This is a genomic window from Actinoallomurus sp. NPDC052308 (assembly GCF_040679195.1).
In the GTDB taxonomy this organism is placed as follows: domain Bacteria; phylum Actinomycetota; class Actinomycetes; order Streptosporangiales; family Streptosporangiaceae; genus Actinoallomurus; species Actinoallomurus liliacearum.
The window spans coordinates 167,952-186,965 of the sequence record NZ_JBFAUM010000009.1; the positions used below are offsets into that span (position 1 = coordinate 167,952).

The following is a 19,014-nucleotide window of genomic DNA, read 5'->3' on the forward strand; positions in this document are numbered from 1 at the left end:
TCTCCTTCACCATTGGCCGATCGGCCCGCGTGCGCGGCTCTGTGGCCGGCGCAACGCGGCCTTGACCCATGATGCCGGGCACATGACCATATCGGCGAGATATCTCGATGGAACGCTCACTCATGTACGGAGGGCGCGTGGGGGAACGGGAAGAACTCCGAACCGGGGTGGGCGCCTTACTGCAACAGGTCGTCAGCGCGCAGGACCTGTCTCCGGTGCTGGAACGCGATGCTCTGCGTCGGGCCACGCGCCTGACCCAGCTCCTTCGTGACGACGACGGTGACCTGCAGAGTCGATACCTGCTCGGCTGGCTGCACTGGTACCGCTACCAGGCGTTGCCCGACGGGCAGGACCAGCAGGATCTGGCCGCCGCGGTCGGCATGCTCACCCCCTGCTTCGTCGCCGACACCGCCGGGCTGCCCGAACCGCTGCTGCCCGTCCTCGCTCACCAGGCCACCCCGACCGCCGAAGCGCTGCTCGAGTACGCGCTCGGCTCCGGAGACCAGTCCGTACTGGATTCCGCGGCCGGGCTGTGGCAGCGCATCCTGGCCGCCGCCCCCGCCGACCATCCCAACCGCGTCGCGATCCTGGCGAACCTGGCCAGCGCGCTGCAGGCACGGTTCCTGCGCACCGCGACACCGGCCGACCTGGACACCGCCATCGACGCGCTGCGGCAGGCAGTGGAGACTCTGCCCGCCGACCACCCCTACCGCGGCGGGATGCTGTCCAACCTGGGAAACGGGCTACGGCTCCGATTCTGGCGCACCGGGGCACCGGCCGACCTGGACACCGCCATCGACACGCTGCGGCAGGCGGCGAACCTCACCCCCGGGGATCATCCCTACCGCGCCGGGATTCTGGCCAACCTGGGGAACGCGCTGCAGGCACGGTACGGGCACACCGGGGCACTGGGGGACCTGGACACCGCCGTCGACGCCCTTCGGCAGGCGACAGACGCCGCTTCCGCCGACGAGCCCCATCGCGCCGAGCGCCTGGCCAGCTTGGGATTCGCACTGCAGGCACGGTTCGAACGGACCGGGGTGGAGAGCGACCTGGAAACGGCGGTCGAGGTCAGCCGCCAGGCGGTGGACGTCGCTCCCGCCGACCATCCCGACCGCACGACGTACCTGTCCATCCTGGGGAACGCGCTGCGGGCACGGTACGAACACACCGGAGTACGCGCCGACCTGGACGCCGCCATCGACGCGCTACGGCAGGCGACAGACGCCGCCCCCGCCGACGAGCCCAACCGCGCGACGTACCTGTCCATCCTGGGGAACGCGCTGCGGGCACGGTACGAACACACCGAAGCACGCGCCGACCTGGACGCCACCATCGACACGTTCCGCCAGGCGACGGACGCCGCTCCCGTCGACCATCCCAACCGCGCCTCCATGCTGTTCAACCTCGGGGCCACGCTACGGACCCGATTCGAACACACCGGAGCGCAGGCCGACCGGGACACGGCGTTGTGGGCACAGGCGTCCGCGGCCGGACTCGAGTCGGCCGCGCCGTCGACCCGTGTCCAGGCGGCCCGGGCGGCCGCGTACCTGGCCGCCGAGTCGCAGCCCGGCCTGGCCGCCGGCCTGGTGGAAGACGCGGTGCGGCTGCTGCCCGAGGTCGCCCTGCGGCAACTGGAACGGGCCGACCAGGAGCATGCCATCGGCAGCTCCGCCGGTCTGGCCGCCGACGCGGCCGCGTTGGCGCTCGCCGACACCACCACCCCGGCGCCCGAGCGCGCGCCCCGGGCACTGCGGCTGCTGGAGGCTGCCAGGGCGGTGTTGCTGAGCCAGGCGCTGGACACCCGGAGCGACCTGTCCGAGCTACGCGACCGGCATCCGGAGCTGGCCGCGCGGTTCAGCGAACTACGTGATCTGCTGGACCGGCCCGACGACACGTCGTCCTCGATGGGCATGCTCTCCGACGGCATCGGTGCCGAGGCGCCGGAGCGGCGGACCCGCGATCGGCACCACGTGGCCGAGGAGTTCGCCGCGGTCATGGCCGAGATCCGGGAGCAGGACGGATTCGCCTCCTTCGCCCTGCCCCTGACCGACGAGCAACTGATGGCACAGGCCACGGCCGGCCCGGTGGTGGCGTTCAACATCAGCTCCTACCGCAGCGACGCCCTGCTGCTCACCGCCGACGGCGTCACCAGCCTCCCGCTGCCCGCCCTGACCTTCGAGGCGGTGACCGGGCGGATCGACGCCTTCCACCAGGCCCTGTACACCACCACCGACCCCGACGCCCGCGCCGTCGACCGGGTCGGCGCACAGGCCGAGATCCGCGAGATCCTGGGGTGGCTGTGGGACAACGCCGCCGAACCGATCCTGTCCGCCCTCGGCCACCACGAGCCCCCGCCGGAGGGCCGGCCCTGGCCGCGGCTCTGGTGGGCGCCCGGCGGCCTGCTCGGCATGTTGCCCATCCACGCCGCCGGCCACCACACCGGACCGGGCCGGCGCAGCGTGATGGACCGGGTCGTCTCCTCCTACACGCCCACCATCGGGGCCCTGCGCCATGCCCGGCAACGCGCCGGCGCCGGCCCCCGGCCCCGCGACCACCGTGCTCTGATCGTCGCGATGCCGACCACTCCGGGCCTACCCGGCCAGGGGCGGCTGGAGCAGGTCCCCCGCGAAGCCGCCCTCGTCCACGCCCATCTGCCCCGACCGCTGCTGCTCGCCGAACCCGGCACGCCCGGCGATGTCGCCGCCTCCGCCCAGGAGGTCCCGACCAAGGCCGTCGTTCTCGCGCACCTGCCCGGCCGCACGATCGCGCACTTCGCCTGCCACGGGTTCACCCACCCCACGGATCCGTCCAAGAGCCTGCTCCTGCTGCACGACCACCGCGATGACCCGCTGAACGTCGCCAGTCTGGCCTCGGTCGTCCTCGACCACGCCCAGTTGGCCTACCTGTCGGCCTGCAGCACCGCCCTCACCGCCGAGGTCACCCTGCTGGACGAGGCCATCCACCTGACCTCGGCGTTCCAGCTCGCCGGGTTCCCGCACGTCATCGGCACCCTGTGGCAGATCAATGACGCGCTCGCCGTCACCGTCGCCGACGCCTTCTACACCGCCCTGAGGACGAGCGACGGCACGCTCGACACCGCACGGTCCGCCCACGCCCTGCACCACGCCGTACGCGCCGCGCGTGACGCCTTCCCGGCCACGCCGTCCCTGTGGGCCGCCTACCTGCACGCCGGCGCGTGATCGTCCGCGCCAGGGCGTGTCCGGCCGGTGGATCCTCCGGACACGCCAGGGGGCCGGTCAGGTCTTCGCGACGTGGGCCAGCGGCTCGCCGCGCAGGTAGCGGGCGACGTCTTCGGCGAGGATGCGGGCGGCGTTCGCGGCGGTCTGGCGGCTGGCGCCGGCCAGGTGCGGGGTCAGCACGATGCCCGGCGTGGACAGCAGCCGGGACTCCGCCGGGATCGGCTCCTCCGGGAAGACGTCGAACCCGGCGCCGAACAGGTGGCCGCCCTCGATCGCGTCGCAGACGGCCTCGTAGTCGAGCAGGGCGCCGCGCGCGCAGTTGACGATGATGGCGCCGGGCCGCATCGCGGCGATCTGCGGCGCGCCGATCATCCCCTTGGTCTCCGGCGTGACGCGGGCGTGCAGCGTGACGACGTCCGCGCGGGAGAGCAGTTCGTCCAGGGAGACCAGCTCGCCGACGGCGGTCTCGCTCAGGTACGGATCGTGGATGAGCACCCGCGCGCCCAGGGCCGCGAGCATCTGGGCGACCCGGTGACCGACCGCGCCGCCGCCCACGAGCCCCACCGTGCTGCCGGACAGCTCGATGCCGACCGCGTCGTACTGGTAGTAGTCGCTGCGCCACTGGCCGGCGGTCAGGTCGGCGTGGGTCTGCGGGATGCGGCGCGCGGCGGCGAGGATCATGCCGAGCGTGTGTTCGGCGGTGGCGCCGGCGTTGCGGCCGGGCGCGAAGCAGACGGTCACTCCATGCTCGGCCGCCGCCTCGAGGTTCGCGTTGACCGGTCCGCCGCGGCCGATGCCGATCAGCTTCAGGTTCGGGCACGCCTCGATGACCCGGCGGGTCAGCGGTGCCATCTGGGTGAGGCAGATCTCCGCGTCGCCCAGCGCCTCGATCATCTGGTCCTCGGTGCCGGACGCCTCGTCGACCTCGGCGACCCGGCCGAACGGCACCAGTGGCCAGTCCAGCGTGATCTCGGCGAACTCCACTTCACGCGGGGCCTGCGCCCGTACGGCGTCGATGAGGAGTCGGTTGAGGACGAAGTGGTCTCCGGCCGCGAGCAGGCGGGTGGTCATGGGGTCTCCTGGACGGCGTTGATTCTCTCGATGGGGGTGTTGAACTCCAGCAGGGCGGCCTCCTCGCGGGTGAGGCGGATCTCGGTCAGCGCGCAGTTGCGCACCGACGGGAAGATCCGCCGGTAGTCGCGGAGGGGCACCCCGATCAGCTCGCACAGCGCGAGCCGGATCGCGGTGGTGTGCGCGACGACGAGGACCCGGTCGTCGGGGTGCCGGTCCACGAGGTCGTACAGGCAGCCGGTGAACCGGCGGACCGCGTCGGTCGGGTCCTCGCCGCCGGGCAGGTGGTCGGCGACCGGGTCGGCGCGGAACGCCCGCAGCGCCTCGGGAAACTGCTCGTGCATCTCGGCGCGGGTCATCCCCTCGGCGTGCCCGAAGTCCAGTTCGCGCAGCCGCTCGTCGACGTTCAGCGGTACGCCGATGGCCTCGGCGCAGGCGGTGGCGGTCAGCTGGGCCCGGGTGAGGGTGGAGGTCCAGACGGCGGCGAGCCCGGCGGTCCTGGCCCACGCGGCGAGCTGCTGTGCCTGTTCCAGGCCGCGTTCGGTCAGGGCGATGTCACTGATGCCCGCGTAGCGGTTCTCCGCGTGCCACTCGGTCTCTCCGTGGCGGACGAGGACGAAAAGGGTCATCGTGACGTTCCTTCCTGAGTCGGCGCCGCTCGATCGGACGCCGCGCCGGCGCGTGCGTGTGCGGCCGTGGGCGCGGGCAGCCAGCCGCGTCGCTCCAGCTCGCCCACCAGACGCAGGTACCCGTCGTCGAACCGGTCGGCACGCGGGCCCGGGTCGATCGTTTCGCGGACCGCGACCATCTCGGCGGCGACCTCGGCGACGCGGCGGCCCGGTGAGGCCGCCAGGACGGCGGCGCCGAGCGCGGCTTCGGGGTCGGCCGGGAGGATCACCGACCGGCCGAGCACGTCGGCGCGGAGCCGGCACCAGTACGGGCTGCGCGCCGCGCCGCCGGTGAAGGTGATGTCGCCGCCGGTGGGCGCGCCCAGCAGGTCGAGGTGGTCGAAGCAGAGGCGTTCGAGGTAGGCGACGCCCTGCAGGATCGCCGCGTAGTCGTCGGCCTCGTCGCCGGTGCTCCCGAGCAGGAAGCCGCGGGCGTCCGGCGCCGCGAACGGGAACCGCTCCCCCTCGGAGACCAGCGGGTACGCGAGGGCCCGCGAGGGCTCGTGCCGCTCCGCCAGCCGGTCCAGCTCGCGCAGGTCGCGGCCGGCGAAGTCGCGGGCGAGCACGCCGGCGCCGGTGCTCGACGCGCCGCCGGGCAGCCATTCGCCGTCCGGCGCCCGGTGCGAGTACACCGCGCCGTACGGATCGTGGACGAGCTCCTCGGAGACGCCCTTCAGCACGAGCGTCGTCCCCAGTACGGAGTTCCACGAGCCGACGGTCAACCGCCCCGCGCCGAGCTGCGCGGCGCAGCCGTCGGTCATCCCGGCGATGATCGGGGTGCCCCGCGGGATGCCGGTGGCCTCGGTCGCGGCCGCGCACACCGTGCCGATCGGGGTGCCCGGCCGTACGAGCTCCGGGAGCGTGCCGGCGGGTATCCCGAGCGCGTCCATGACCTGCGCCGGCCAGGTCTCCTCGATCAGGTGCGCCCCGGTCTTGAGCGCGTTGCTCAGGTCGGCGGGGACGGCGTGGCCGGCCAGCCGCCGATTGACGAAGTCGACCTGGTGGGCGAGGCGGGCCGGTCCCTCGTGCCGGTCCAGGAGCCACAGCAGCTTCGGCAGCGCCCAGGCGGGCTGCATCCGCCGGTACCCCAGCTCCGCCCACACCGCGGCGCCGGCCTCGTCGGCCCGGCGGGCCTCCTCGGTCGCGCGCGTGTCGTCGTACATGAGACCGGGGGTCAGCGGCGTCCCGTCGTCGCCGGTCAGCAGGATCGTCCCGGAGGTGCCGTCGACGGCGACGGCGCGCACCGCGCCGGGCGGTACGTCCCGCAGCGCCCGCCCGCAGGCCGCCGCGGTGGCCCGCCACCACTCCTCGGGGTCCTGCTCGTGGCGGCCCGCCTCGCGTCGTCCGGTCAGCGGCTCGGCGCCCGCCCCGGCGATCCGGCCGGTAGCCGTCACGGCGACGACTCGTACGCTCTGGGTGCCCAGGTCGACGCCCAGCCAGACCTCGTCGTGGCCGCTCACTCCGCCTCCCCGCGCAGGGTGGCGAGCGTCGGCCAGGCCGCCGCGGTGGCGCCGCGAATCTCGAGGAACGCCTCGTACAGGCCGGCGTAACGCTCGGCGTTCTCCGGGTCCGGCGCGAAGACGTCGCCGGGCCGGATGTAGGCGTCGGCGGCCTCGCGTTCGCCGGCGGCCCGGCCGGTGGCCACGGCGCCGACGATGAACGCGCCGCGCGCGCCCGCCTCGGCGTCCGCGGTCCGGACGACGGGGACGCCGGTCACGTCGGCCAGCATCCGCAGCCAGGCGGTGCTGGCCGATCCGCCGCCGCTGACCCGCAGCTCCACGGGCCGGGCCCCGGAGGCGGTCAGGCAGTCGCGGATCACCAGGCACAGCCCTTCGAGGACGGCGCGGGCCAGGTGCTCCCGGTCATGGTCGATGGACAGCCCGAGGAACGACCCCCGCGCGCGGGTGTCGAGGAACGGCGCCCGCTCCCCCGCCGGTGACAGGTACGGCAGGAAGACCAGGCCGCCCGCGCCCGGCGGGCACTGCTCGGCGAGCAGCGACAGCGCGGCCGGGTCACCGCCGAGGCCCAGCATGCGGCAGGCCCAGTCGATCACCTGGCCACCGGCGAGCGTCGGGAAGGCCCGCAGGTAGCGCTGGTCGAGCGCCACGGTGAGACCGGACGGGGCCGTGTCGAGCAGCGGCTCGTCCATGACGATCTCGGTGCACAGCGTGGTGCCCAGGATGGTGCACGCCTGACCGGCCTCGACCGCGCCGACACCGATCGCGGTGGACGCCACGTCGTACGGGGCGAGGACCACGGGCGTGCCCTCGGGCAGGCCCAGCTCGCGCGCGGCGGACGCGGTCAGGGGCGCGACGCGCCGGCCGTCGCCGCGCAGTTCCGGCAGCAGCGGCCGGGCCCACTCCATCCCGTACAGGGCGAGGAGCTCGTCGGAGTAGTCGCGCTCGCGGATGTCCATGAACGGCGCGGAACCGTCCGACAGGTCCGCGACCGGTTCCCCGGTGAGCCGCAGGAAGATCCAGCCGCCGCATGTCAGCGAGGCGGCCGAGCGGGCGAGCCGGTCCGGGTCGTGCTCGCGCAGCCAGCTGAGGATCGCGTTCGGCAGGCCGGCGAAGGTCAGCGACCCGTTGCGGCGGAACGCCCGCTCCAGGACGCCGTCGCGCGCCCAGCGCTCGACGATCGCCCCGGCCCGGCCGTCGTTCCACAGGATCGCCGGGCCGGTCGGCGCCCCCGAGGCGTCGACCAGCCAGGACCCGTCGCCCTGCGCGGTCAGCGCCAGGTGGCTCACCGGGGTGTCGAGGCGTTCGAGCACCCGCCGCACGCCGCGTACGACGGCCTGCCAGACCTCGGCCGGGTCCTGCTCGGCGTGGCCGGGCGCCGGGTGCCGCACGGTGGTGTTCTGGCGTTCGACCGCCAGCTCGGCGCCGTCGTCGCCGTAGCCGACCGCCTTGATCATCGTGGTGCCCGCGTCGACGCAGACGACCGCCATGGTCACTTCCTTCCTCGTGTCGTCATGTCCTCACGCGCGGCCGTGGGAGGCGCGCGAGCGCCGGGCCGCCGCGTCCAGCGCCACCGCGAGCAGCAGCACGGCCCCGGTGACCATGTACCGGAAGGACGAGTTGAGGTCGAGCAGGGTGAGCCCGCTGGAGATGGACTGGATGACCACGATGCCCAGGAGCGCGGCGAACGCGTTGCCGCGCCCGCCGAACAGGCTGGTGCCGCCGATCACCGCGGCGGCGATGGCGTTGAGGTTGACGTCACCGCCGCCGGTGCTCTGGTTCGCCGCGGCGAGGCGGGCCGCGGCCAGCACGCCGCCGATCGCCGCGAGCGAGGTGCACAGGACGAACACCGAGGTGTAGACGGCCTTGACGTTGATGCCGGCCCGGCGGGCCGCCTCGACGTTGCCGCCCACCGCGTAGATCGACTTGCCGAACCTCGTGCGCGCCAGCATGTAGTGCGTGGCCAGCACCAGCGCCAGGAACAGCACGAACATCCAGCCCACGCCACGGGCGCGGTCGAGGTACCAGACCGCCAGCCCGAGGCCGGCCAGCAGCACGACGCTGCGCAGCACCAGCCCGCGCAGCGACGCCGCGGGCAGCCCGGCGCCGCGCCGTGCCCGCGCCCGCAGGTATCCGGCCGCGAACAGCCAGCCCGCCGCGACGACCGCCAGGGTGTACGACAGCCAGGCGGGCAGGAAGTCGAGCTGGGCGAAGGTGACCAGACCGGAGTCGTACGGCAGGTTGATCGACCCCTTGCTGCCGAGCACCCACAGTTGTACGCCGAGGAAGCCGAGCAGGCCGGCGAGGGTGATGACGAAGCTGGGCACGCCGAGCCGGTTGAACACCAGCGCGTACAGCAGGCCGATGACGGCGGCGGACGCCACCGAGGCCGGTACGGCGAGCCAGGGCGACAGCCCGTGATCGACGAACAGGATGGCGGTGAGGGCCGCCGCCAGCCCGCTCAGCGAGCCGACCGACAGGTCGATCTGGCCGACCAGCAGCATGAGCCCGACGCCGAGCGCGATGACGCCGACCGGCGCGCACTCGAGGGTGAGGTTGACCAGGTTGACGCTGGACAGGAAGACCGAGTTGAGGATCTGCATCACGGTCCAGATCACGACCAGCCCCGCCACGACCGGGATGACGCCGAGGTCGCCGCCGCGGAGGCGCGCGACGACCGCGCGCAGCCCGGTGGGCTCCTCCGGCTCGTACTGCTCCTGCTCGGCGAGCGGCGGCGCGGTGCTCAGGTCACTCATGGTCGGCCCCTTCCTCGACGCCCGCCGACACCGTGCGGCGCGTCCGCCTCGCGCGCCGGGTCACCGCGTTGTCGGCGGCCCCGGTGATCGCGGTGACGATCTGCTCGGTGGTGGCCTCGACCGCGTCGAAGACCCCGTTGTTGCGGCCGAGGCGCAGCACGGCCACCGTGTCGGCGACCGAGAGCACGTCGTCCATGTTGTGGCTGATCATGATCACTCCGTGGCCGCCTTCACGCAGCCGGTCGATCAGGTTGAGGACCTCGGCGGTCTGGGCGACGCCGAGCGCCGCCGTGGGCTCGTCGAGGATGACGATCTTCGGGTCGCCGAGCAGCGAACGCGCGATCGCCACGGTCTGCCGCTGGCCGCCCGACAGTGCGGCGACCGGGACCGACAACTTCGGGATCTTCGCCGACAGCCGGCGGAGCAGCTCCCGCGAGCGGACCTCCATGGCGACGTCGTCCAGGCGCAGCCCGCGCAGCTCCCGGCCGAGGAAGAGGTTCTCGATCACGTTGAGGTTCTCGCAGAGCGCCAGGTCCTGGAAGACGGTGGCGATGCCGAGCTGCTGCGCCGCGGCCGGGCTCGGGATGGTGACCGGGCGCGAGTCGAACGTGATGGTTCCCGCGTCGGGCTGGTGGACCCCCGACAGCGTCTTGACCAGGGTGGACTTTCCGGCACCGTTGTCGCCGACGACCGCGACGACCTCACCGGCCGAGACGTCGAGGTCGACGTCGGTGAGCGCGGCGACGGCACCGAAGGTCTTGCTGATGCCCCGCAGTGACAGCAGCGGGCTCGGTTGGGAAGGCGATGAGGACATGCTGATCCTTCGTCGATACGGCCGAAGCCGCCGGCGCCCGGTCCGGTGAGCCGGGGCCGGCGGACCGCTACTTGATGCCGAGCTTGGTACAGGCCGCCGCGTACGTCGGGGTGCAGACGTCGGAGACCTTGAGAGCACCGCCGGGGCCGAGCAGCACCTTGCCGACGTTCTCCTGGGTCACCACGGTCGGCGTGAACAGCTGGGACGGCGTGTTGAACAGCGTGGTCTGTCCCGCGGGCGGCTTGCCCTGCACGAACTTGTACGCCACGTCCGCCGCGGCCTCCGCCACGATCTTGATCGGCTTGGAGATCGTGTTGTACTGGTCGCCGGCGATGATCCGCTGCGCGGCGGCCAGCTCGGCGTCGTTCCCGGTCACCGGGGGCACGGAGTCGCCCGCCGCCTTGAACGCCGCGATCGCCGCGCCACCGGTGCCGTCGTTGGCCGCGACGACGCCGGCGATCTGCCCGTTGAACTTGCTGATCTGGCCGCTCACCCAGTCCTGCGCCTTGGCCGGCTCCCAGCCGGGCGTGTCGTACTCGGCGAGCAGCTTGAGCCCGCTGCTGTCGACGGCGCTGTGGATGCCCTTCTTGATCAGGCCGGCCGCGGCGTCCGTCGGCGAACCGTTGACCTCGAGGATCCCGCCCTTGGCCTTCTGCTGCTTGAGGTGGTCGACCAGCGACTGGGCGATCAGCGCGCCGATCTTCTGGTTGTCGAACGACACGTAGTAGTCGGCTTTGATCGCCGGGATCGGCCGGTCGTAGGCGATCACCGCGACCTTCTGCGCCTGCGCGGTCCGCACGATCGAGGCGGCCGCCGCGGAGTCCACCGGGTCGATGACGATGGCCTTGACACCCTGGGCCAGCACCGAGCTGGCCTGTTGCTGCTGTTTGGAAGCGTCGGCGCCGGCGTTCTGGTACAGCACCGTGCAGTCCGGGCACAGCTGCTTCATCTTGGCCTTGAACAGCGGCGCGTCGTACAGCTCGTACCGGGTCGAGGCGATGTCCGGCATGAGGAAGGCGATCTTGGCCTTCTTGGCGTCACCGGATCCGCCGGAGCCGCCGGAGCCGTTCTGCGAGCAGGCCGTGGCGGCGGTGAGCGCGGCGACGGCGGCCGTCGCCGCGGCGACCGTTCTGAGACGAAGCATTGTCACGTTCTCCTCCGATGGTTCGGGGGTCGAGGAGGCACGGCGGCCAGCGAGAACCGCCTCTCGAGTGACGAACGAAACACCCGAGAGCAGAACTATGTCAAGCTTCTATGGGTTTTTAACATCGAATCGTGTTATCAGGTGTTACAAAACGCCGACCTCGTATGTCCGGTGACCCCGCCACGGCCACTGGATCCGGCGTTCCTCGCCATCGCGGGGTGTATGTTACGTTCCGCGCGGAACATCACATCCAGCTTCATCCGGGGGAAGGAACGCAGGTGGCAGAGGACGCGACGGGACCGGCCGCAAGCGACGCCGCAGGCGCGCGAGAGCGCCGGGAGAAGATCCGTCAGCGTGTCGTGGACGAAGGGTTCGTGCACGTCAAGAGCCTTGCCGAGACGTTCGACGTGAGCGTGATGACCATCCACCGCGATCTGGACGAACTGCAGAGCAACGGCTGGCTGCGCAAGGTACGCGGTGGCGCCACGGCGCAGCCGTCCGCGATCTACCACGGCGACGTGCGGCACCGCCTGCAGGCGATGGCCGAGGCCAAACGGCAGCTCGCCCAGGCCGCGATCGAGCTGGTCTCCCCCGGCGCCTCGATCATGATCGATGAGAGCACCACCGGCCTGGCCGTCGCGGAGCTGCTGCCGTCACTGGGACCGCTCACCGTGATCACCAACTTCCTGGCCGCGGTGAACCTGCTGGCCGGCAAGCCCGACATCGACCTGATCGCCCTCGGCGGCGCGTACTACCCGGCCTACGACGCCTTCCTCGGCCTGCGCACCAGCGAGACGATCCGGTCGCTGCACGCCGACCTGCTGTTCATGTCGACCACGGCGATCACCAACGGCCACTGCTACCACCAGTCGCAGGAGACGGTCGCGGTGAAGCGGGCGCTGATGGACTCCGCCGACCGTCGCGTCCTGCTCGTCGACCACAGCAAGTTCGCCAAGAACGGCCTGCACCAGCTCGCCGCGCTGACCGCCTTCGACCTCGTCATCGTCGACTCCGAGACGTCGGCCGACCAGGTCGCGGCGCTGCGCACGCGCGGCGTCCCCCTGCACGTCGCCGGCTCCGGCTCGCCGACCCTGCCCTGAGGCCGGTCGCCCCGTACCCGGCCTTCCGCGGGCGAGGTGACACTGCACCGCGGGACTTGCTTAACTATGGGCGATCTTTGGTGACCGTCGTACCTCCGGAGTCGACGGCGAGGTCAGCGGAGGTGGCGATGCGGGTCGGACGGTGGATGGTCGTCGTCTGGCTGGTCATCGGGGGGCTCGCCGCCGGGCAGCGCCACTATTACGCCCACTTCGACGGGAGCTGCACCAAGTTCGCCACGATCGGCCTCACGATGATCTCCGGTCCGCTCAACTACATCGGGCTGAACCCGACCGCGAACTGCAAGGCTCCCCAGCCCAGCAGGTGACGGCCGCCGTCAGCCGCGCTGTTCCCCGGAGGCGCGGGCGGCACGGGAGCGATACACCCGCAGCCTTCGCAGGATCCGCGACATCGCCTCGGCGCGCCGCTGACGGCGGTACTCGACGCGCCCGGCGATCCACAGGAAGAAGGCGGCCAGCGGCAGCTCACCGCAGAACGCCAGGACGAGCGCGAGCGTCAACTCGCCGCGGCTGTCGGCGGTCACCACGTCGAACCACGCGTCGACCAGCAGCAGGGTGCCCGTCATCGCCGCGCTCAGCTCGATGTGCTCCCGGCCCTTCTGCGCCAGCCAGCCGGTGCGCAGGAGCATCGCGCACAGCCCGAGGTCGAAGCCGATCCAGGACGCGTTGTAGTGGGCCGCCTCATGGCTGGTGGGCAGGACGAAACTCAGTCCGGTGATCCACGGCAGCATGGCGACACCGGCGACGATGATCAGCCAGCCGGCCCAGCGCGGCACCACTCGGGCCGGCCGGAGCTCACGCGTAAGCGTCGCCTCGAGCTCTTCGGTGCGGGGCGTCTCGGGAGGCTTGATGGCCTTGGCGGTCTCCGCGGTGTGCGTCAGGGCCAGGTCCGGGCCGTCCGGGGGCGAGGTCGGCGCGTCCGCGACCGGGGCGGGGACGGCCGCCGCCTGGCCTTCGTCGAATCGGGGGTCTTGGGCCATGCCCCCATGATCCGACTCTTCCGGGCCCTGCCGCACCGATACGGGCCGATGCGGCAGGAGTCGCCGGCGGACGATCGGGGCTCAGGACAGGTCGCGCAGGTCGATGCGGCGGAAGGTGATGGTCTCGTTGGCGCCCGCGGTGCCGGTCTCGTAGAGCAGGCCGACCGTGCGGGCGTCGATCTGGACGAGGTCGGAGTAGGACGCCGGCAGCTGCGACAGCGTCAGCGCGGACCGCCAGGTGGCGCCGCCGTCCCGGCTGGCGCGCACCGTCATCACCGCCCGCTTGCTCGGATCGGCCGGGCCGGCGAAGAGCAGCGGCGCCTTGCGCCCGCGCACCTGCAGGACGCTGCCCTCCACGACCGGTCCGGCGAGCGCCGGCTGCGGGCGGAACGGCTGCTGCAGCGTCCGGCCACCGTCCACGCTGTAGGCGTCGGCCCGGTTTCCGGGCGCCGTGCCGTTCTGGTCGCGCGTGTTGAAGTAGACGCGCCCGTCCGGCAGCTCCGTGGCGGTCGTCTCGTTCACGTTCACCTGGCCGTCGGGCACGTCGTCGACGTAGCCGATGTGCCAGGTCCGGCCATTGTCGTCGCTGTAGAGGTCGTGCCCGCCGTAGTACTTGGCCTCCGAACCGAGGTCGGAGGAGCCCGCGGGCGGTGCGATGGAATGGTTCGCCGGGACGACGAGCCGCCCGCGGTGCGGACCGTGGGTCAGCCGCGTCGCGTGGCCGGGCCCCGTCGCGTACCAGCGCCAGTTCGGCGGCTTGGCAGCGGCGGTGATCTCCCGTGGCGCGGACCAGGTCGCGCCGTCGTCGTCGCTGTACTGCACGAACACACGCCGGCCGTCCTCGGGCGGCACCTGTCCGCGCAGAATCTGCGTCTCCGTGGCGCTGCCGGCGTTGTAGGTGGTCAGCAGCACGATGCGGCCGCTCGCCGTGACGACGGGCGCGGGATTGCCGGAGGTGTTCGGGCCGCTGTCCTGGACGACCCGCAGCGGCGACCACGTGCAGCCGCCGTCGGTCGACCGCTTCACGACGGTGTCGATGTTCCCGGCGTCACCGAGCCCGTCCGACCGGCCCTCGGCGAACGCCAGCAGGTCGCCCGACCTGGTCTCGACGACCGCGGGTATGCGGAACGCGCTGTACCCCTCGGTCTTCGCCGTGTACGGCACGGACACCTCGCACCGGCCGGCCGCTGCGGCCTGAGCCGGTGCCACGCCGGCGGCCGTGGCCGCGACCAGCGCGGCGGCACCGGCGGCGAGCGCCGTGCCTCCGCGTTTCTGCAGACGCATGAGCATCCCCAATCCTGGACATAGGACGTCCGATGGTAGGACGTCCCATGTCGCGGAAAGCTAACGGGACCCGCCCAGGTCGTCAAGGGAGGTCTCGGCACGTACCCGAAAGGGGAATACCGGCGCGTGCCTTTCAGCCCTAGGATCTGCCCCGTCCTTCCAGGGAACGATCGGACGAGTCGGCCGGCATGCGTGCGTCGGCACCGATCGTTCAGATCCCCCACCGTGCGCTGAGACCGCACATCGACGGGAGAGCAGCGGCGAATGGTGCAGCTTCGCTACGAGGACGGAGACGGCGCGCGGGAGATCGACGTGGTGATCGAGCGGCCGAACGCGTCGGTGGCGGACCTCGCCCTCGTGCTGGGCGCGCCGTCCCCGAGGCTCTCCATCGACGGCCGGCCGGTTCCCGGGGACGAGAGACTCGGCGAGTCGGGCCTGGTCGGCGGGTCGACCGTGCGACCGGCCGACCACCGGTCGCCATCGGCCGCACCGGCGCTGGTCTGGCTGCGCGTCGTCGGTGGACCGGCCGCGGGCGGCTCGTTCCCGCTCGGCCCCGGGTCCGCGATCATCGGGCGGCGCAGCGACGCCGCCGTGCGGATCGATGATCCGGCCATCTCGCGAGAGCACTGCCGCCTGGACATCAACCCGGCCGGGCTGGTGTCGGTCACCGATCTGGGCTCGCGCAACGGCACGGACGTGAACGGCGAGGCGCTGGTCGGGACGGTCGCTCTCGGCCCCGACGACGTGGTGGCGCTCGGTGGCGCGATCCTGATCCGGGTCGTGCCGGCGACCGCGCTCGGCCCGGTCGTGTCCGTTGACCCGGTACGTGAGGCCTCACCGGCGGGCACGTTGCCGTTCACCCGTGCGCCCCGCGCCGCCGGCACCGTGGACACCGAGCCGATCTCGTTGCCCGTCAAGCCGACGACGAGGTCCGGGGTCACGTTCAGCGTCGCGACGCTGGTCGGCCCGCTGGTCATGGCCGGGGCGTTCGTCGTCATCTCCAAAGACGTCCGGTACGCGGCGATCGCCGCGCTGACACCGTTGATGTTCCTCGCCAACTTCGTGGAGGACCGTACGAAGGGTCGGCGCAGCATGCGCCGCGGAGTCCGCGAGTTCACGGCGCGGCTGGAACGCCTGCGCGAGACGCTGCGCGTGCGCCGCGCGGTGGAGATCGCACATCGGCGCGCCGTGTCGCCCGATCCGGCCGAGGCCCTGTTCCGCGCGCAGGCTCCGAGCGTACGGCTGTGGGAACGCCGCCCGAGCGCCCCGGACTTCGGTGACGTCGCCATCGGTACGGCGACCGTGCCGTGGACGCCGCCGTTGTCGCTCGGCCAGGGCGGGGACGCGGCGCCCGAGGTCGCCGCGGTGCTCCGGCAGATGGCGCGGCTGAGCGACGTCCCCGTGGAGGTCGGCCTGTCCGCCGGAGGTGTCGTCGGCCTGCGCGGCCGGCGAACGTCGACCACGGCCGTGGCGCGCTCCCTCCTGTGCCAGGCGACGGTGTCGGCCGGTCCCGCGGACCTCGTGGTGGCCGTGTTCGCCGACACCGACCGGGTCACGGACTGGGACTGGGCGAAATGGCTGCCGCACACCGTGGACCGGCGCAGCGGCGGCTCGGCGCGGCTGCTCGCGGCGGGCGCGGAGGAGGCCGACAGGCTGGCCGGGTTCCTCCTGTCGGCGGGTGCGGAGGCCGTGGGTCGGGAGGACGCGGCCGAGCACGCCGCGCCGCTGATCCTGGTGGTCGTCGACGGGCGTTCCCTGCTCGAGGGCCGTCCCTGCCCGTTGCGCGAGCTCCTCGCCGGCCGCGGCGGGCCCGTGGCGGGCATCGTCATCACCGACCGGCTTCCGGCGGTCTGCTCCAGCACCTTGGAGATCGCCGAGGACGGCATGGCGGTGCTCGAGCGGTTCACCCTTCGTGACACGGTGACCGGGGTGCTTCCGACGGGCATGCCGGAGCGGTTCGCCCGTGACTGCGCCCGGGCGATGGCCCGGTTCGAGGACCCTGAGCTGCACGCCCGCGGTGCCGGGCTGCCCGACGCGGTGACGCTGCTGCCGCTGCTCGGAATGGAACAGGTCGGCGGTGACGCGGTGGTCGGCCGGTGGCGGGCCGGCGCGGCGGACCTGCGCGCCACCGCCGTGCTGGGGGTCAGTGAGAAGGACGTGTTCGGGATCGACCTGGACGACGACGGTCCGCACGGGCTGATCGCGGGTACCACCGGCTCGGGCAAGAGCGAGCTGCTGCGGACGCTCGTCGCGAGTCTGGCGATGAACAACGATCCCGAACACCTGACCTTCGCGCTGGTCGACTACAAGGGCGGCGGCGCGCTGGACGAATGCGCGCGGCTGCCCCACTCGGTGGGCCTGGTCACCGACCTGGACGAGCAGCTCGGCGCCCGCGCGCTGCGCTGCCTGCAGGCGGAGCTGCGGCACCGCGAACATCTGCTCCGTCAGGCCGGGTTGTCGCACGTACGGGACTACCAGCGGCTGCGCGACACCGAACGGCCCGAGCTGGAGCCGATGCCCCGGCTGGTCGTCGTGATCGACGAGTTCGCCACGCTGGTCAAGGCGCTGCCGGACTTCGTCGACAACCTGGTCGGAATCGCCCAGCTCGGCCGCAGCCTGGGCATGCATCTGATCATGGCGACTCAACGGCCCGCCGGTTCCGTCAACGACGCGATCAAGAACAACGTGAAGCTGCGGATCGCGCTGCGGCTGGAGAGCGCCTCGGACTCCCAGGACGTGATCGACGACGCCGCGGCCGCGGGCATCGGCGGAAGGCAGTGGGGCCGGGCGTTCTACCGCGTCAGCACCCAGGAGGTGCTGCCGGTGCAGACCGCCCTGTCGACGGGCGTCAGCGCGGCCCGCGACGCGGCCGGACCGGTGACCGTCACGCCCTTCCGCTTCGAGCGGGAACACGCCGCGAACCCCGGTGGGCCGGCCCCGGACGGCCCGACCGATCTGCAGCGCCTGGTCGCCGCCGCGAACGAGGCGTTCGCCTCGCTCGGCGCACGCCCGCCGCGGCAGCCCTGGCCGGAGCCGCTGCCCACCGTCGTGGCGGCCGGTGACCTGGCCGACCCGGCGGCGCGGGGGTTGCAGGGCGAGGCCGCCGGCCTACCGGCCCTCGCGCTCGCCGACGATCCCGACCGGCAGACGCAGTACGCGGTGGGGTGGGATCCGGGCGCGGGCAACCTGTTGCTGTACGGCGTGGTCGGCGCGGGCACCACCAGCGCCCTGGCGGCACTGGCTCTGGCGACCGCACGCCGCCACGCGCCGGACGAGCTTCACCTGTACGTCCTGGACATGGACGCGGGAGACCTGTCCCCCCTGGCCGGGCTGCCGCACACCGGCGCGTACGTCGGCGTCGCCGAGCGAGAACGCCGGCTCCGCCTGGTCCGTCTGCTGCGGGACGAGCTCGACCGGCGCAAGGCCTCCGGCGGCGCCGGCCGTCCGACCTGGCTGGTTCTGATCGACAATCTCGGCGCCTTCATCGCCGACCACGACAAGGACCTCACCGGTATGCGCCTGATCGAGGACCTGCAGCGGGTCTACGCGGACGGCCCGGCCGTCGGGATCCTCATCGCGGCGACCGCCGACCGGGCGGGCTCGGTTCCCGGGCCGTGGGCCGCCCTCACGCAGCAGAAGCTGGTGTTCCGCCTCGCCGACGCCGGGGAGTACGGCTACTTCGACGTGCCGCGCGGCGGTGTTCCGGCATTCGTGCCCGGCCGGGCCGTGGTCGCGGCGAGCGGCCAGGTCATCCAGCTCGCCTGGCCGGGAGAGGACCTGACCGCGGCCGTCGCCGAGGTCGGCGCGCTGCGCCCGCACGCACGCCGCGTGGCCCCTCGCGTCGGCGTACTGCCCGCCGGCGTCCAACTGTCCGAGCTGACCGCCGTACCCCGGGTCACGGGCGATCCCTGGTGGCTCCCGCTCGGCGTCGGCGACACGACGTTGGAGCCCGCCGGCCTGACCCTGTACGAAGGCGAGCACGCGCTGATCGCCGGGCCGGCGCGGTCCGGCCGGAGCACCGCGCTGTGCGCGATCGCCGCCGTTCTCACCGGTCGCGCCGGCGCACCGGCCGTGCTCGGGTACGCGCCGCGCCGCTCCCCCCTGCGCGACGCCCCGGGCCTCGCGCGACTCGTCACGGACTACGAAGCGCTGGATCCGGCGCTGGAGGAGCTGAGCGGCCGGCCGCTCGTCGTTCTCGTCGACGACGCCGACTCCGTCGACGACCCGCACGGAGTGCTGAACCGCCTCGTCTCCTCGAACGTCGCGGACATGCACGTGGTGGCGGCCGGCCGCGCCGACGCGTTGCGCCGGGCGTACGGTCACTGGACCCATTCCGTCCGCGACAGCCACTGCGGGGTTCTCCTGATCCCCGACCACGATCTCGACGGTGACCTGCTCGGCGTCGGACTGCCCCGCACCAACCGGATGGCCGCGACGCCGGGCCGCGGCTACCTCGTGTCCGACGGCACCCTCGACGGCGTGCAGGTGGCCCAGGCGTCCAGGTGAGCAGAGCGACGCT

13 protein-coding genes are annotated in these 19,014 nt (G+C 72.8%); 4 read left to right on the plus strand and 9 right to left on the minus strand.

Translation table 11 applies throughout. The features are described from left to right. Positions 1-137 precede the first annotated feature (137 nt). Entirely contained in the window at positions 138-3,203 is a 3,066-nt protein-coding gene (locus AB0L00_RS23255; RefSeq protein ID WP_364437729.1) for a CHAT domain-containing protein, read from the plus strand. A gap of 57 nt (positions 3,204-3,260) precedes the next feature. Here the strand turns inward: AB0L00_RS23255 and AB0L00_RS23260 are convergent, their stop codons facing one another. The 7 genes from AB0L00_RS23260 to AB0L00_RS23290 all read right to left on the minus strand — a co-directional run bounded on the left by AB0L00_RS23260 (position 3,261) and on the right by AB0L00_RS23290 (position 11,113). Beyond that, positions 3,261-4,274: a 2-hydroxyacid dehydrogenase gene (locus AB0L00_RS23260; RefSeq protein ID WP_364437731.1), complete on the minus strand. Its 1,014-nt coding sequence runs from the start codon at positions 4,272-4,274 to the stop codon at positions 3,261-3,263. Then, positions 4,271-4,903 carry a histidine phosphatase family protein gene (locus AB0L00_RS23265; protein WP_364437734.1) on the minus strand — a complete coding sequence of 211 codons (633 nt, stop codon included), beginning with the start codon at positions 4,901-4,903 and terminating at the stop codon, positions 4,271-4,273. Before AB0L00_RS23265 ends, AB0L00_RS23260 begins: the two co-directional genes overlap by 4 nt. Beyond that, the gene (locus tag AB0L00_RS23270) at positions 4,900-6,402 is read right to left on the minus strand and encodes an FGGY family carbohydrate kinase (RefSeq protein ID WP_364437736.1); all 1,503 of its coding nucleotides are present in this window, start codon (positions 6,400-6,402) and stop codon (positions 4,900-4,902) included. The genes AB0L00_RS23265 and AB0L00_RS23270 overlap by 4 nt, the downstream gene beginning before the upstream one ends. Then, the gene (locus AB0L00_RS23275) at positions 6,399-7,889 is read right to left on the minus strand and encodes an FGGY-family carbohydrate kinase (protein WP_364437739.1); all 1,491 of its coding nucleotides are present in this window, start codon (positions 7,887-7,889) and stop codon (positions 6,399-6,401) included. The genes AB0L00_RS23270 and AB0L00_RS23275 overlap by 4 nt, the downstream gene beginning before the upstream one ends. A gap of 30 nt (positions 7,890-7,919) precedes the next feature. Further along, positions 7,920-9,155 (minus strand): sugar ABC transporter permease, encoded by a 1,236-nt coding sequence (locus tag AB0L00_RS23280; RefSeq protein WP_364437741.1) that lies wholly within the window; start codon positions 9,153-9,155, stop codon positions 7,920-7,922. Then, on the minus strand, positions 9,148-9,969 hold the full coding sequence (locus AB0L00_RS23285; RefSeq protein ID WP_364437744.1) for an ATP-binding cassette domain-containing protein: 822 nt from the start codon (positions 9,967-9,969) through the stop codon (positions 9,148-9,150). The genes AB0L00_RS23280 and AB0L00_RS23285 overlap by 8 nt, the downstream gene beginning before the upstream one ends. A gap of 67 nt (positions 9,970-10,036) precedes the next feature. Next, complete coding sequence (locus AB0L00_RS23290) at positions 10,037-11,113, minus strand: substrate-binding domain-containing protein (protein ID WP_364437747.1); 1,077 nt, start codon at positions 11,111-11,113, stop codon at positions 10,037-10,039. A 278-nt stretch (positions 11,114-11,391) separates the two neighbouring features. Between AB0L00_RS23290 and AB0L00_RS23295 the strand changes: the two genes are divergently transcribed. Further along, entirely contained in the window at positions 11,392-12,213 is an 822-nt protein-coding gene (locus tag AB0L00_RS23295) for a DeoR/GlpR family DNA-binding transcription regulator (protein ID WP_364437750.1), read from the plus strand. Positions 12,214-12,341: 128 nt separating this feature from the next. Continuing rightward, positions 12,342-12,539, plus strand: coding sequence for a hypothetical protein (locus AB0L00_RS23300; RefSeq protein ID WP_364437752.1), 198 nt, complete (start codon positions 12,342-12,344; stop codon positions 12,537-12,539). A 9-nt stretch (positions 12,540-12,548) separates the two neighbouring features. Here the strand turns inward: AB0L00_RS23300 and AB0L00_RS23305 are convergent, their stop codons facing one another. Together AB0L00_RS23305 and AB0L00_RS23310 are read right to left on the minus strand one after the other, a co-directional pair. Continuing rightward, entirely contained in the window at positions 12,549-13,211 is a 663-nt protein-coding gene (locus AB0L00_RS23305) for a hypothetical protein (RefSeq protein WP_364437755.1), read from the minus strand. Between the two features lie 81 nt (positions 13,212-13,292). After that, entirely contained in the window at positions 13,293-14,501 is a 1,209-nt protein-coding gene (locus AB0L00_RS23310; RefSeq protein ID WP_364437757.1) for a sialidase family protein, read from the minus strand. A 258-nt stretch (positions 14,502-14,759) separates the two neighbouring features. Here AB0L00_RS23310 and AB0L00_RS23315 point away from each other — a divergent pair, with 258 nt between their 5' ends. After that, positions 14,760-19,001: an FtsK/SpoIIIE domain-containing protein gene (locus AB0L00_RS23315; RefSeq protein ID WP_364437759.1), complete on the plus strand. Its 4,242-nt coding sequence runs from the start codon at positions 14,760-14,762 to the stop codon at positions 18,999-19,001. Positions 19,002-19,014 lie beyond the last annotated feature (13 nt).